Here is a 14,325-nt window from a genome sequence, read left to right as displayed (position 1 = left end):
GGCGCTCAGACAGCGAGCCCGAACAGGCGCAGGAGAGCCGCGACGAGGGCGGCCGCGACCACCACGACGAGGAACGACTGACGCAGCCAGAGAAGCCCGGCCGCGACGAGCAGAGCGGGAACCCGTGCATCGACGACGACGGCCTGCCCGGCTCCGAGGGTCTGCACGGCCACGAGCGCGGCGAGCAGGGCCACGGTGAGCAGATCGGAGATGCGCGCCGGTCGCGGTGCCTCGAGCACCGAGGGCGGCACGAGGTACCCGGCGGCCTTCAGAGCGAGGCAGATCACCGCAGCGAGAAGGATCGCACTCCAGATGCTCACGCGGCGGCCTCCCCACCGTCAGGTGCGGAGGCATCGACTCGACCGAGCCAGTTGAACCAGCCCACGATGATCGCGACGACGGCTGCCACGAGCACGGGCAGCCCGGGCATGATGAACGGCGTGAGGGCGGCCGCCACCACCGCCGCAGCCACCCCGACCGCTATGGCCTGACGTTCCTTCAGGCGCGGCCAGAGCAGAGCCAGGAACGCCGCGGCCGCCGCAGCATCCAGCCCCCAGGTCTTGGGGTCACCGAGCACGTCGCCGACGAGTGCCCCGATTAGGGTCGTGATGTTCCAGCCGATGAAGATGCCGATCCCGGTGACCCAGAAGCCGACCTGCCTCAGCCGCGGATCAGTCTGCGAGATGGCCACGGCGGTCGACTCGTCGATCGTGAAGTGCGCCGCCGCTATCCGCCGTCCGGTGGTCGTGCCGACGACGGGTGACATCCGCATACCGTATGCGACATTGCGCACTCCCAGCAGCGCGGCCGACGCGATCGCCGACGGCAGTGCGGACACTCCTCCGGCGGCGAAGACTCCGACGAAGGCGAACTGCGACCCGCCCGTGAACATCAGCAGGCTCAGCACGCACGCCTGCCATACGTCGAGTCCGGATGCCACGGCCAGCGCGCCGAATGAGATGCCATAGGCGCTGGTGGCGAGCACGACTCCCAGCGCTTCACGCCAGACCTCGCGGTCGGCGCTCATCGCACGATCGTTCGCTGCGGTGAACACATGACCATCATTCTGAACGCGGTGTCCGGGATAGTCAAGCGAACGATCGTTTGACATGATGAACACATGGAGGAACTCCGAACGCGCATCGCCCGCACTCTGCGCAGAGAGCGGGAGAGAGCCGGACTGTCCGTGTCGGAGTTGGCGCGTCGAGCGGGAATCTCGAAGGCGACCGTCTCCCAACTGGAGTCCGGTGCCGGCAACCCCAGCGTCGAGACGCTCTGGGCGCTCGGCGTCGCGCTCGGGGTGCCGTTCGCCGTCCTCGTCGATCAGCAGAGCAACGCGCCGACGCTCATCCGCGCCGATGACCTCACGGGCGTCCCGTCGTCGGTCGCCGCGTACAGCGCGACCCTGCTCTCAGCGAGCCCGCCGGGTGCGAGGCGGGATGTGTACCTGATCCACGCGGATCCGGGGGATCCACGCCGCTCCGATCCGCATCACGTGGGAACGACCGAACACGTGATCCTCATCTCCGGCCAGGCTCGGATCGGTCCGTCGGACGCCCCCGTGCTGCTGAACCCGGGCGACTATCTCTCGTACGCCGGAGACGCGCCCCACGTGTTCGAGGCGACCGTCGCCTCGACCAGTGCGGTGCTCATCTCGGAGCTGCGCTGAGCATCACTTCGGCGCGGAGCCCGAGACCGGTGACGGGTCCGGGATCTCGTCCGGCTTGTACTTCGGCAGCCGGGATGCAGGCAGGATCGCCACGGCACTGAGTCCCGCGAGCAGCAGCAGGCCGAGTCGCAGCGTCCCCAGACGCGACTCCTCGTTGACGGCCACCGCCGCGTCGACCTGCTCGGGCGTCGCATCCGTCTGCTCGAGTGCTGCGCGCAGGTCGTCGTTGCTGACGAAGTTCAGGTTGTCCATGTCGACCTGCGCGACGAGCGACGGCGGCAGCTCGGGGTGCTCGACGACCGCGCGGCCGATGCTCACCCCGAGGAGCGAGACGAGGAGTGCGCCGGCCAGAGCGGTCCCGACCGCCGAGGCGAGATTCTGCGTGGTGCCGCGCAACGAGCCGACATCACCCGCGAGCTCAGCCGGCGCCGCGGTGACGAGCACGTTGAAGACGAGGGTCACGAGCGCACCCTGACCGATGCCGAACACGACCAGCCCGAGGATCGTCGGAAGCGTCTCCCAGTTGTTGTTCACCACGAAGGACAGCCAGACGAGCGCGACCGTGGTGAGGATGAAGCCGAAGACGCCGATGACCCGCGGCGGGTAGCGCTTGTAGAACCGGACGACGAGTGTGGCGGTGATGAACACGGTCAGGTTGAAAGGCATCATCGCGAGCGACGTGTCGAAGGGCGTCCTTCCCTGCACGATCTGGATGTACAGGGGGATGGTGAAGTTCACGCACGCCTCGAGCGCCACGACGATGAACATCGCGTACACGGCAGCGCGCTCCTTCGACGAGTCCAGGATGCTGAGGTCGATCAGCGGCACCTTGCCCTCGGCCATCCGACGGCGAGTCCAGACGAAGAAGCATTGACCGAGCACGATCCCGACGACGACGAAGGCGGGCGCAGGCGAGAGCCCGAGGATGTTGAAGGGTGCGGCCTCGGTCGCAGCGACGGCACCCCACCCGTTGAGGTTGTTGAAACCCAGGGTCAGAAGCACGATGGCCGCGCCGATGAGGAGCGACGCCACGAGGTCGATGCGGATCGACGCGTCTCCCCCATCACCTCGCAGCGTGAAGCTGAACGCGAAGACGACCACGGCGATGCCGAACACGATGAAGAACATCGGCCGCCATCCGACCAGGGTGCCGAGCGTGCCGCCGATGAGGAACGCGGTGACTCCCGAAATGGCTCGGGCGGACCCGATCGCACCGATCGCCGTCGCCTGCTGCGCGCCCCGATAGTTCTCGGCGATCAGCGCCACGATCGAGGGGACGATGATCGCTGCGGCGGCGCCGGCGACCGCCTGACCCGCGATGGCCCAGCCCACGCTCGGGGACACGATCATCAGCACCGACGACGCGGCGAACAAGCCGATCACGATCCGGAAGATGAGGACCCAGCCGACCCGCTGCCCGAGCTTCGCGCCGGTCATCACGAGGGCGGCCACGGCGAGGCCGTACATCACGATGGTGGTGCTGGCGACCGTCGGCGGCACGCCGAACTCACTGACCATGCCACCGAGGGATATCGGCAGGGCTGCCACGTTGAACGACATGAGCACCTGGGCGAGGAAGAGACTGACGAGCGGCATCCAGGAGGTCTTCGTGGATGCCGGAGCAGTGAGTGTCATGGCAGGGTCCTCTGAGCGGGGAAGGAGGTCAGTCCGTCGACCGAGCGGTCGGCGCGGGCGCGGAGGCGAACAGGTTCAGTCCGAGAGCGCGGGAGAGGTGACCGATGGCGAGCTGCGATCGCACGGAGTTTCCCGCCGCGTCGAGGCGCGGTGAGAATCCGGCGACGGCACCCTTGCCCGGCGCGACGGCGACGATCCCTCCTGCCACACCCGACTTGGCGGGCAGCCCGATCTCGAACAGCCACTCACCCGAGGCCTCGTAGAGGCCCGTGGATGCCACCACTGCGAGAGTGTCGCGGCAGACGTCCGCAGAGACCACCCGCTCGCCCGTGATCGGATTCACGCCGCCGTCGGCGAGCGTCGCCCCCATCACCGCGAGGTCGTGGGCCGTGACGCTGAGAGCGCACTGACGCGTGTAGACGTCGACGACCTCGTCGGGGTCGCCGACCAGCCGTCCGTAGCTGCGGAGCAGCCAGCCCATCGCCCGGTTGCGCTCGTTGGTCGCGGCTTCCGAGGCGTACACCACGCCGTCGAGGCTCAGCGCGCGGCCGGCGAAAGCAGAGAGCCCCTCGCGCACGCGCTCCCACTGCTCGACAGCCGTCTGCCCCGGCATCAGTGCCGTCGTCGCGATCGCACCGGCGTTGACCATCGGATTCATGGGGTGTCCGCCGTTGAGCTCGAGCGCCATCAGGGAGTTGAAGGCGAGGCCGGTGTTGTTGACGCCGACGATGTCGCGCACCCGCTCATGCCCGTGCTCTTGGATCGCCAGGGCGTAGACGAACATCTTCGAGATCGACTGGATCGAGAACGGATGCTGCGCATCCCCGGCGTCATGCAGGCCGCCGTCGACCTCGATGACCGCGAGACCGAACAGCTCGGGGTCGGCGTCGGCGAGCACCGGGATGTAGTCGGCGACCGCGCCGCCGTGGTCCTGCGCATACAGGCGATGAGCCTCACGCACGAGCTGGTCGACCCTGTCCCACCCGGGCAGCCCACCCGTCGAGACCTGCTGCGGGATGCCTGCCAGCGCCGCGACGTCCATGCGTTCTCCTTCGAGTCCACGACCCCCCAGCCGTCATCGCTCACCGTAGTGCCAATGCGTCGCGCTGCCTAGGGCAGGCAGTGCCCTGTTGCGACACATGTCCGGACACACCGAGACCCACCACCGCACGCAGGCGGGGTGGGTCTCGGAGGGAGGGTGTGCGGAGCTGCGGCTCAGTACCAGTTCACCGACTGGGAGTGGCCCCACGCACTGCAGGGGGTGCCGTAGACCGACGAGATGTATCCGAGGCCCCAGCGGATCTGAGTGGCCGCGTTGGTCTGCCAGTCGGAACCGGCTGACGCCATCTTGCTTCCGGGCAGAGCCTGCGGGATCCCCGTCGCGCCACCCGAGGCGTTGTACGCCTTGTAGTTCCAGCCGGACTCCTTGGTCCACAGCGAGTTCAGGCAGGAGAACTGGTCCTCGCCCCAGCCGTACTCACTCGACGCGATGTCGCGAGCCGCGGCCTTCGCGCCGTCGACGGTGTTCGTCTGAGCGAGCGCCGCGGCTTCAGCCGCCGCCTGGGCCGCAGCCGCGTCCGCAGCGGCCTTCGCCTCCTGGGCCGCGACATAGGACGCCTGCAGCGCAGCGGTCTCCGCGACGATCTCGTCCGTTCCGGTGACTGCGTACGCGGTCAGGCTCGAGAGCTCTCTGTTCGAGAAGTCATCACGGTCCGCCAGCTGATCGACCCACGTGGTCACGTCAGCCGTGTCGACGCTCGAGGGTGCGGCGCCCAGATCGAGGCCCGATGCCGCGACCTCTGCGTTCAGCGCCTCAGCTGCCGCGACGGCATCCTGAGCGGCGACCATCGTGAGCGCCGAGTCATCCGCGCTCTTGGCCGGGGCGTCCGGCTCGCCGGTGACGAACGAGGTGACGCCTGCGACGGCGTCCGGCAGCTCGGCGCCGGCCGCGGGGGCGGACACGATGCCGACCGTCAGAGCGAGGCCGAGCACGCCTCCGGTGATCGTTCCGAGAATCAGTTTCGGGCGACGCGCCGTGATGGCGTTACGAGCTGTCGCCGCCGCGTGGGCGCGCCGAAGCGCACGGGTGGTGTGAAGCATTGGGTTCGACTTTCGGGTCGTCGTACGCCCGTCACAGGACACTCATCGGGAGATCGCCCCAGGCGCAAGGTAACGATTCTGCAACGGCACTCCTGGACGTTTCGTGAGAAAGGGGCCCTGTACCGCCGTTTCCGGCGGTACAGGGCCCCTTCTCTCAGACGATTCTCAGACGTTCGCGTCCTGGCGCTTCAGGCGAGCGGTCTCACGCGCACGAGTGTTCGCGTCGAGGTTCACCTTGCGGATGCGGACGACCTCGGGCGTGACCTCGACGCATTCGTCGTCACGGGCGAACTCGAGGCTCTCCTCGAGCGTCAGCTGGCGCGGGGGCGTCATCGACTCGAAGGTGTCGGAGCTCGCCGCACGCATGTTGGTGAGCTTCTTCTCCTTCGTGATGTTGACGTCCATGTCGTCGGCGCGGGAGTTCTCGCCGATGACCATGCCCTCGTAGACCTCCTGCGTGGGCTGCACGAAGAACGACATGCGCTCCTGCAGGGCGATCATCGCGAACGGAGTCACGACGCCCTGACGGTCGGCCACGATCGAGCCGTTCTGACGGGTCGTGATGGAACCGGCCCACGGCTCGTAGCCGTGCGAGATCGCGTTCGCGATGCCGGTGCCTCGGGTCGTCGTGAGGAACTCGCTGCGGAACCCGATGAGACCGCGCGACGGGACGATGAACTCCATGCGCACCCAGCCGGTGCCGTGGTTCGTCATGTTCTCCATGCGGCCCTTGCGGTTCGCCAGAAGCTGCGTGATCGCGCCGAGGTGCTCCTCCGGCGTGTCGATCGTGAGGTGCTCGAACGGCTCGTACGTCTTGCCGTCGATCTTCTTCGTGACCACCTGCGGCTTGCCGACGGTGAGCTCGAAGCCCTCACGGCGCATGTTCTCGACGAGGATGGCCAGCGCCAGCTCTCCGCGGCCCTGCACCTCCCAGGCGTCCGGGCGTCCGATGTCGACGACCTTGAGCGAGACGTTGCCGATCAGCTCCTTGTCGAGACGGTCCTTGACCATGCGAGCGGTGAGCTTGTGACCCTTGACCTTGCCCATGAGCGGCGAGGTGTTGGTGCCGATCGTCATCGAGATGGCCGGGTCGTCGACGGTGATCGCGGGAAGCGGCCGGACATCCTCGGGGTCGGCGATCGTCTCGCCGATCGTGATGTTCTCGAAGCCGGCGATGGCGACGATGTCGCCCGGGCCCGCCGAATCGGCCGGGTAGCGCTCGAGCGCCCGCGTCTTGAGCAGCTCGGTGATGCGTGCGTTCTGGTGCGTGCCGTCAGCGCGGACCCAGGCGACCGTCTGGCCCTTCTTCAGCGTGCCGTTGAAGACGCGCAGCAGAGCGAGACGACCGAGGAAGGGGCTGGAGTCGAGGTTGGTGACCCAGGCCTGCAGCGGGTGCTCGTCGTCGTAGGCGGGAGCGGGGACGTGCTCGAGGATCGCCTCGAACAGCGGCTCGAGGTCGTCGTTGTCGGGCAGCGATCCGTCGGCGGGGCGGTTCTGCGAGGCCGCGCCGGCACGGCCGGACGCGTAGACGACGGGAACGTCGAGCAGGGCGTCGACATCGAGGTCGGGCACGTCGTCGACGAGGTCGGACGCGAGGCCGAGCAGCAGGTCATGGGCCTCTTCCTCGACCTCGGCGATACGAGCGTCGGGACGGTCGGTCTTGTTGACCAGGAGGATGACGGGCAGCTTGGCCTCGAGAGCCTTGCGCAGCACGAAACGGGTCTGCGGGAGCGGGCCCTCGCTGGCGTCGACGAGCAGCACGACGCCGTCGACCATCGACAGGCCGCGCTCGACCTCACCACCGAAGTCGGCGTGGCCGGGGGTGTCGATCACGTTGATCGTGATCTCCTTGCCCTGAGCATGCTTGCCCTTGTAGGTGATCGCCGTGTTCTTGGCGAGGATCGTGATGCCCTTCTCGCGCTCGAGGTCGTTCGAGTCCATCGCGCGCTCATCGACGTGGGCGTGTTCGCCGAACGAGCCGGTCTGACGCAGCATGGCGTCGACGAGAGTGGTCTTGCCGTGGTCGACGTGCGCGACGATTGCGACGTTGCGGAGGTCAGAGCGAAGGGCGTGCGCCATGCAGATGTCCTAAAGAGTGTGGGGTTTTGCCGAGAAGCCGACGTTCCAGACTATCGTATTCGGGCGAGTCGTTCCTGAGCGCTCTCGAAGTAGCATCGTGATCGTGACCGTCGCCGACCTCTCCCCCGCTCCCTCACGCAGTCGTCTGTGGTGGGAGGTGGCGATCGTCCTCGCGCTCGGCCTCGGTCAGTCAGCGGTGTATGCGGTCGTTCAGCTGGCGTACCGCCTCACCGACGAGACGCCGCTCGCCGACCAGACCGCGACCCTGAACCCCTCCCGGAGCGATCGGGAGATCTTCGACCTGATCTACCAGATCCTGTCGATCGGCTTCTCCCTCGTCCCGGTGCTGCTGGTGTGCTTCCTTCTCTGGCAATCCTCGAGGCCGCACCTCGCGCGCCTGGGTCTCGACGGCACCCGGGTGGGTCCGGACGTCGGTCGCGGGATCCTCCTGGTGGCAGCCATCGGCATCCCGGGCATCGGGCTGTATCTCGCCGGCCGCGCACTCGGGCTGTTCGTCGCGGTGAATCCCGCGGGGCTCGACAGCCACTGGTGGACCATCCCGGTGCTTCTCCTCGCTGCAGCGCGCGCATCGCTGCAGGAGGAGTTCGTCGTGCTCGGATATCTCTTCGCCCGGCTCAGGCAGCTCGGCTGGGGTCCGTGGGCCATCATCGTCGCCACATCGCTGCTGCGCGCGAGCTACCACCTCTACCAGGGGCCGGGAGCCTTCATCGGGAACCTGGCGATGGGGCTGCTCTTCGGATGGCTGTTCCAGCGCAGCGGACGGCTCATGCCGTTCCTCGTCGCGCACTTCCTGATCGACGCGACCGTGTTCGTCGGCTACCCGTGGGCTGCGGCGACCTGGCCGGCGCTGTTCGGGTTGCCCGGCTGAGAGCCGAGGCGAGGTCAGCCGTTCGCGATCAGGATCGACGCCACGGCCCAGAGCACGATGACACCGAGGGCGATGAGCGCCCGATAGTCCCACGTGCGGCGGATCGGCGCTTCCGCACCGGAGAGAGCAGCCTGCCAGCGGTCACGGACGTCGGTGAGGTCGCGGAGCGCGACAGGGGCCTTGGCCTCGTCGTCGCCGGTCGCGCGTCGCACGGGCCGCGCTCGAGCCGGCCCTCCGTAGCTCGACAGGTCGGTGCCGTCGTCGAGCGAGAAGACAAGCTGCCAGCGCAGGTCTACATCGCGCACGCGGCTCCAGCCGAACGAGGTGCGACGCAGCATGTTCTGCACCATCGCTCCCTGGTCGTCGATGCGGACGACCGAGACGAACGCGATCTCGTAGACCACCCAGAGTCCGAGCAGCACCCAGGGTGCGAGCAGGAGCATCTGGCCCCAGCCGGCGCGTACGACGGCGTCACCGAGCAGGAAGATCGCGAGCAGCGAGCACAGCACGAGGGAGACAGGCCCGGAGGCCGCACGGAAAGTCCGTACGGCCTCCGGTCGAGGGTCGATGCTCACTCTCAGTGACCGCCGAGGGTGATGGTCGCCCCGGGGATCGCCTTGAGCAGACGATCGGTGTACTCCTGCTGGGGATTCGCGAAGATCTCGTCGACAGTGCCCTGCTCGACGATCTTGCCCTTCTCCATGACGCACACCAGATCGCTCGACACTCGGACGACCGCGAGGTCGTGAGTGATGAACAGGTAGGTGAGCCCGAGCTCCGACTGGAGCTCGGCCAGCAACTGCAGCACCTGATCCTGCACCAGCACGTCGAGCGCCGACACCGCCTCGTCGAGGACGATGATGTCGGGCTTGAGCGCGAGAGCGCGTGCGATCGCGACACGCTGACGCTGACCGCCCGAGAGCTCGTTCGGATACCGGGTCGCGAGGACGCGCGGAAGCGAGACCTGGTCGAGCAGCTCCTCGACCCGCTCGCGCTGCGAGGCGCGATCGCCGACGCCGTGGATCTGCATCGGCTCGGCGATGGTGTTGCCGATGTTGCGCAGTGGATCGAGCGAGCCGTACGGGTCCTGGAAGACCGGCTGCATGCGCCGACGCAGACCGAACGCCTGCGCATTCGACAGCCTCGACACATCCTGCCCGTCGATCTCGATGGTTCCGCTGGTCGGCTCTTCGAGCTTCAGCACCATCTTGGCGACCGTGGACTTGCCAGAGCCCGACTCGCCCACGAGCGCGAGCGTCTTGCCGCGAGGGATCTCGAAGGACACGTCGTCGACAGCGCGGAACGCTTCACTGCGGAAGTTCCCCTGGCGGATCCGGTAGTCCTTCGTGAGTCCGGCGACGCGCACCGTCGGCGGGATGTCGGCGAGGTCGTCGAGCGTCTCGATCCCCCGGTCCTCCACCACCGCCTGGATGCGCTGCGATGCGACGCTGGGCGCCGCGGCGACCAGTCGCTTCGTGTACGGGTGCTGCGGGTTCTCGAGGATCTCGCGGCTGGGACCGGACTCGACGATGTTGCCGCCGTTCATCACGATGATCTTGTCCGCACGCTCGGCTGCGAGACCGAGATCGTGCGTGATCAGGAGCACCGAGGTGCCCTTGTCACGGGTGAGCGACGCCATGTGGTCGAGGATCACGCGCTGCACGGTGACGTCGAGAGCCGAGGTCGGCTCGTCGGCGATGAGCAGCTTGGGGTCGGCCGCGAGGCCCATCCCGATCAGCGCGCGCTGGCGCATGCCTCCCGAGAACTGGTGCGGGAACTGGTGCAGACGCTTCTCGGCGTCGGCGAGTCCGGCCTGCTGCAGCACCTCGACGGTGCGCGCCTTGGCCGCATCGCGCCCCTGGGCGATGCCGTTCGCACGGATGGCCTCCTTCACCTGGAAGCCGATGCTCCAGACGGGGTTGAGGTTCGACATCGGGTCCTGCGGCACGAAGCCGATGTCCCGGCCTCGGACGGCTTCGATCTCGCGACGGTTGAGCGTCGTGAGCTCTCGCCCCTCGAGGGTGATCGATCCCGCGGTGACCTGGCCGGTGCCGGGCAGCAGGTTCACGATGGCCGTGGCCGTCGTGGACTTGCCCGAGCCCGACTCGCCCACGATCGCGACGGTCTCTCCGGGCATGACGTCGAAGCTCACTCCGTGGAGCACTTCGCGCAGACCCTCCTGCGTGCGGAACGCGACGCTCAGGTCGCGGATGCTCAGCAGCGGGACCTGCTCGGTGATTCGCTCGCTCATCGGCGTGCCCTCGCCTTCGGGTCGAGGGCGTCTCGGATGAGCTCGCCCAGGGTGACGAACGCCAGCACCGCGAGGGTGAGGGCGATCGACGGATAGATGAGCGCCATCGGCGCGACACGCAGCGATGCCTGAGCCTTCGCGATGTCATTTCCCCACGACATCACGTCGCTGCCGAGACCCACCCCGAGGAACGAGAGCGTCGCTTCCGCGACGATCGCGGCGGCGAGGCCGAGCGTCGAGACGACGAGCAGCGGAGCGATGGCGTTCGGGACCACGTGGTTCAGGAGGATCTTGAACTTCGACTGACCGAGCGCCTGCGACGCCATCACGAAGTCCGCCTGACGCACGCGGAGCACCTCGGCCCGCACGACGCGAGCCGTGGACGCCCAGGCGAACGCTCCGATGGCGAACGCGAGCGTCCACACCGAACGGGAATCCCGGAACACGGTCATCACGACGACGGCCGCGAGGATGTACGGGATGGCGAAGAAGATGTCGCCGATGCGCGAGAGCACCGAGTCGAGCCATCCGCCGTAGAAGCCCGCGAGAGCTCCCATGATCAGGCCGAGAACGGACGAGATCAGCGTCGCGATGAGGCCGACGGCCAGCGACGTCTGCGCGCCCCAGACGATGCGCGCATAGATGTCGCAGCCCTGGAACGTGAACCCGAGCGGGTGTCCATCCGTCGGACCGCCGTTGCTGTTCGACAGCTGGCAGTCGTTGTTCGGCGGCGTCGCGGTGAACAGAGTCGGCCACAGCGCCATCACGAGGAAGAACAGCGCGAGGACGACCGAGAACCAGAACAGCGGACGACGACGCAGGTCGAACCAGGCGTCACGCCAGAGGTTGCTGGGCTTGTCCGAGATCCGAACGGCGTCGACCGCGATCGACTCCGTCTCGATCGGAGCGACGTAGTGCTTCTGAGATGTGGGATCAGGCATAGCGAATCCTCGGGTCGAGCAGACCGTAGAGCAGGTCGATGAGAAGGTTCACCAACACGTACAGGATGACGAACACGGTCACGAACGAGACGACCGTGGGTCCCTCGCCGCGCTGGATCGCCTGGAAGAGCGTGTTTCCCACACCGGGGACGTTGAAGATGCCCTCGGTGACGGTGGCGCCCACGAGCAGCACGCCGAAGTTCGTGGCGGAGTTCGTGATCACCGGGATCAGGGAGTTGCGCAGCACGTGCACGGGCACCACGCGGTTGCGCGAGAGCCCCTTGCTGTACGCCGTGCGCACCCAGTCCTGGTTCAGGGTCTCGATGACCGAGCTGCGCATGAGACGCATGCTCACCGCATAGAGGCTGAAACCGAGCACGATCGCCGGCAGCCACAACCCGCCCCAGTCGTTGTCCGCACCCACCGTGGGCTTGAACCAGCCGAGCTGGATCGCTAGGAAGTACTGCGCGAGGAACGCCACCACGAAGATCGGGATCGCGATCGCGACCAGCGCCACGACGAGCGAGACGTTGTCGAACAGCTTGCCCTTGCGCAGCGCTGAGATGGTACCGATGACGATGGCGAGCACGAACTCGATGGCGATGGCCATGACTGCGAGTCGGCCGGTGACAGGAAGCGTGGCGGCGAGCACAGCCGAGACCGGGCGGCCCGAGTAGGTCGTGCCCAGGTCGCCCTGGAAGACGCCGGTGATGTAGTACCAGTACTGCACGATGAACGGCTGGTCCAGGTGGTACTGCGCGCGCAGCTGCTCGACGACCGCCGGGTTGGGCGTCTTGTCGCCGAACAGGGCGAGGATCGGGTCGCCGGGCATGGCGAACACGAGGAAGTAAATGAGCAGGGTGGCTCCGAAGAAGACCGGGATCACCTGCAGGAGACGTCTCAGAATGTAACCGAGCATCCGCTTGTCCCTTCTTGAGGGGAAAGAAAGCTACGTGAACACAAGCCTGTGAGGCGGTGACGAAGAATCGTCACCGCCTCACAGGTGAAGTGCCGTCAGACTTACTCGCCGGCCTTCGTGATCTCGTAGTACAGCGGAACCGAGTTCCAGCCGAACGTGACGTTGTCGACGTTCTCGCTGAAGCCACCGGTCACGTTCGAGTACCACAGCGGGATCGCGGGAAGGTCCTGGAACAGGACCTCCTGCGCCTTGGTGAAGTCCTCGATCTGAGCCTCGGCGTCGGGGTTGCTGATGCCGGCGGAGATGAGCTCGTCGAACTCGGGGTTCGTGTAGTCACCGTCGTTGGAGCCTGCGCCGGTGGCGTAGAGCGGTCCGAGGAAGTTGTACAGACCCGGGTAGTCGGCCTGCCAGCCCGAGCGCGCAGCCGTGGTGATGGTGCGGTCGTTGATCTTCGTGCGAAGGTCCTGGAAGGTCGGGTACGGGTCACCCGATGCCTCGATGCCGAGCGTGTTCTTGATGCTGTTGCTCACCGCGTCGACCCAGGCGTCGTGGCCGCCGTCGGAGTTGTACGCGATCTTGAACTCGCCGTCCCACGGTGCGATGGCGTCGGCCTCAGCCCACAGCTCCTTCGCCTTCTCGGGGTCGAAGTCGAGGACCTCGCTGCCGGGAACCGAGTCGGACCAGCCGTCGATGACCGGAGAGGTGAAGTCGGATGCCGGGGTGCGGGTGCCCGAGAAGATCGTCTCGGTGATCTCCTCGCGGTTGATCGCCATCGACAGCGCCTGACGACGCAGCTGGCCCTCTTCGCCGCTGAAGTGCGGGAGGAACTGGCCGATGGTGAAGGACTGGAACACAGCGGAGGGCTGGTTCACAGCACGGTCGCCGAGCTCGTCGGTGAAGACCGGGAGCGAGTTCGTCGGGATCGCGTCGATGACGTCGACCTCGTTCGACAGCAGGTCGGCGTATGCGGCCTCCTGCGTGGCGTAGAACTTGATGGTCAGACCGCCGTTGGCGGCCTGACGGCCACCGTCGTAGTCGTCGTTGCGGACGAGGTCGATCTGGACGTCGTGCTGCCACGCGTCTTCGCCGTCGATCATGTACGGACCGTTGCCGATCGGGTTCTGACCGAACGCTTCCATGTCCTCGAACGCGACGTCGGGGAGCGGGTAGAAGGCCGAGTAGCCGAGACGCAGAGCGAAGTCGGATGCCGGCTTGTTCAGCGCGATCGTGAAGGTGTAGTCATCGACCTGCTTGAGACCCGTGAGCTCGGAGTCGGTGTCGTAGCTGAAGCCCTCGATGTCCTCGAAGAAGTAGCTGGAGAGGTGAGCGTTCGACGCCTTGGCGCCCTCGTTCCACGCCTTGATGAAGTTGTCGGCGGTGACTTCTTCACCGTCGGTGAAGGTCAGGCCTTCCTTGATCTTGACGGTGAGGTTCTGCGGGTCCTCCGTGGTGATCTCCTCAGCCACGTCGTTGACGGGCTTGCCGTCGGCGTCGTAGTAGATCAGACCGGCGAAGATCTCGTCGAGGATCTTTCCGCCGCCCACCTCGTTGGTGTTGGTGGGGATCAGCGGGTTCTCGGGCTCCGAGCCGTTCGTGGTGATGATGGCGTCGGCGTCGGTGTTCGCACCGGAGCCGCCGTCGCCTTCATTGCCGCTTCCACCGCTCGCGCAGCCCGCGAGCGCCAGGGCGCCGATCGCGAACAGCGCAGTGCCCGCAAGGGCGATCTTGTTGCGCTTCACTTTGTGTCCTCCTGTGGACGGGTATTCATCAGACTGCGCGCTCATCGTCGAACGCGTAGGGATAGTTGACTGTAACCCGCGGTTTCGTGGACGCCGCTCTCGG

General features: G+C 67.0%; 13 protein-coding genes. 2 read left to right on the top strand and 11 right to left on the bottom strand.

Annotation, left to right across the window (positions count from 1 at the left end; translation table 11 throughout):
- Positions 1-5: 5 nt before the first annotated feature.
- Both BEP68_RS04810 and BEP68_RS04805 read right to left on the bottom strand, forming a co-directional pair.
- Complete coding sequence (locus tag BEP68_RS04810) at positions 6-320, bottom strand: AzlD domain-containing protein (protein ID WP_053095573.1); 315 nt, start codon at positions 318-320, stop codon at positions 6-8.
- On the bottom strand, positions 317-1,027 hold the full coding sequence (locus BEP68_RS04805) for an AzlC family ABC transporter permease (protein WP_187249388.1): 711 nt from the start codon (positions 1,025-1,027) through the stop codon (positions 317-319). The genes BEP68_RS04810 and BEP68_RS04805 overlap by 4 nt, the downstream gene beginning before the upstream one ends.
- Before the next feature lie 93 nt (positions 1,028-1,120).
- On the opposite strand from BEP68_RS04805, the gene BEP68_RS04800 reads away from it, so the two are divergent.
- The gene (locus tag BEP68_RS04800) at positions 1,121-1,669 is read left to right on the top strand and encodes a helix-turn-helix domain-containing protein (protein WP_187249387.1); all 549 of its coding nucleotides are present in this window, start codon (positions 1,121-1,123) and stop codon (positions 1,667-1,669) included.
- Positions 1,670-1,672: 3 nt separating this feature from the next.
- Here the strand turns inward: BEP68_RS04800 and BEP68_RS04795 are convergent, their stop codons facing one another.
- The 4 genes from BEP68_RS04795 to typA all read right to left on the bottom strand — a co-directional run bounded on the left by BEP68_RS04795 (position 1,673) and on the right by typA (position 7,483).
- On the bottom strand, positions 1,673-3,304 hold the full coding sequence (locus BEP68_RS04795; RefSeq protein ID WP_072590999.1) for an MFS transporter: 1,632 nt from the start codon (positions 3,302-3,304) through the stop codon (positions 1,673-1,675).
- Positions 3,305-3,332: 28 nt separating this feature from the next.
- The gene (gene glsA / locus BEP68_RS04790; RefSeq protein ID WP_072590998.1) at positions 3,333-4,346 is read right to left on the bottom strand and encodes a glutaminase A; all 1,014 of its coding nucleotides are present in this window, start codon (positions 4,344-4,346) and stop codon (positions 3,333-3,335) included.
- A gap of 173 nt (positions 4,347-4,519) precedes the next feature.
- Positions 4,520-5,404 carry a phospholipase gene (locus BEP68_RS04785; protein ID WP_187249386.1) on the bottom strand — a complete coding sequence of 295 codons (885 nt, stop codon included), beginning with the start codon at positions 5,402-5,404 and terminating at the stop codon, positions 4,520-4,522.
- A gap of 165 nt (positions 5,405-5,569) precedes the next feature.
- Positions 5,570-7,483, bottom strand: coding sequence for a translational GTPase TypA (gene typA, locus BEP68_RS04780; protein WP_053095568.1), 1,914 nt, complete (start codon positions 7,481-7,483; stop codon positions 5,570-5,572).
- Between the two features lie 103 nt (positions 7,484-7,586).
- Here typA and BEP68_RS04775 point away from each other — a divergent pair, with 103 nt between their 5' ends.
- A complete protein-coding gene (locus BEP68_RS04775) occupies positions 7,587-8,372 on the top strand; it encodes a CPBP family intramembrane glutamic endopeptidase (protein WP_232224531.1) in 786 nt (261 codons plus the stop codon).
- Positions 8,373-8,386: 14 nt separating this feature from the next.
- Here the strand turns inward: BEP68_RS04775 and BEP68_RS04770 are convergent, their stop codons facing one another.
- The 5 genes from BEP68_RS04770 to BEP68_RS04750 form a co-directional block, all read right to left on the bottom strand.
- Positions 8,387-8,947, bottom strand: coding sequence for a PH domain-containing protein (locus BEP68_RS04770; RefSeq protein ID WP_187249385.1), 561 nt, complete (start codon positions 8,945-8,947; stop codon positions 8,387-8,389).
- Positions 8,948-8,949: 2 nt separating this feature from the next.
- Positions 8,950-10,623: a dipeptide ABC transporter ATP-binding protein gene (locus BEP68_RS04765; RefSeq protein WP_053095566.1), complete on the bottom strand. Its 1,674-nt coding sequence runs from the start codon at positions 10,621-10,623 to the stop codon at positions 8,950-8,952.
- Entirely contained in the window at positions 10,620-11,564 is a 945-nt protein-coding gene (locus tag BEP68_RS04760) for an ABC transporter permease (RefSeq protein WP_053095565.1), read from the bottom strand. Before BEP68_RS04760 ends, BEP68_RS04765 begins: the two co-directional genes overlap by 4 nt.
- Positions 11,557-12,483 (bottom strand): ABC transporter permease, encoded by a 927-nt coding sequence (locus BEP68_RS04755; RefSeq protein WP_187249384.1) that lies wholly within the window; start codon positions 12,481-12,483, stop codon positions 11,557-11,559. Before BEP68_RS04755 ends, BEP68_RS04760 begins: the two co-directional genes overlap by 8 nt.
- Positions 12,484-12,584: 101 nt before the next feature.
- On the bottom strand, positions 12,585-14,222 hold the full coding sequence (locus BEP68_RS04750; RefSeq protein ID WP_150115049.1) for an ABC transporter substrate-binding protein: 1,638 nt from the start codon (positions 14,220-14,222) through the stop codon (positions 12,585-12,587).
- Positions 14,223-14,325 lie beyond the last annotated feature (103 nt).

Origin of the sequence: Microbacterium sp. 4-7 (assembly GCF_014332665.1) — a bacterium.
In the GTDB taxonomy this organism is placed as follows: Bacteria; Actinomycetota; Actinomycetes; order Actinomycetales; family Microbacteriaceae; genus Microbacterium.
Note: the sequence above shows the minus strand (reverse complement) of the source record. Positions and strands in the feature narration are given on the sequence as shown.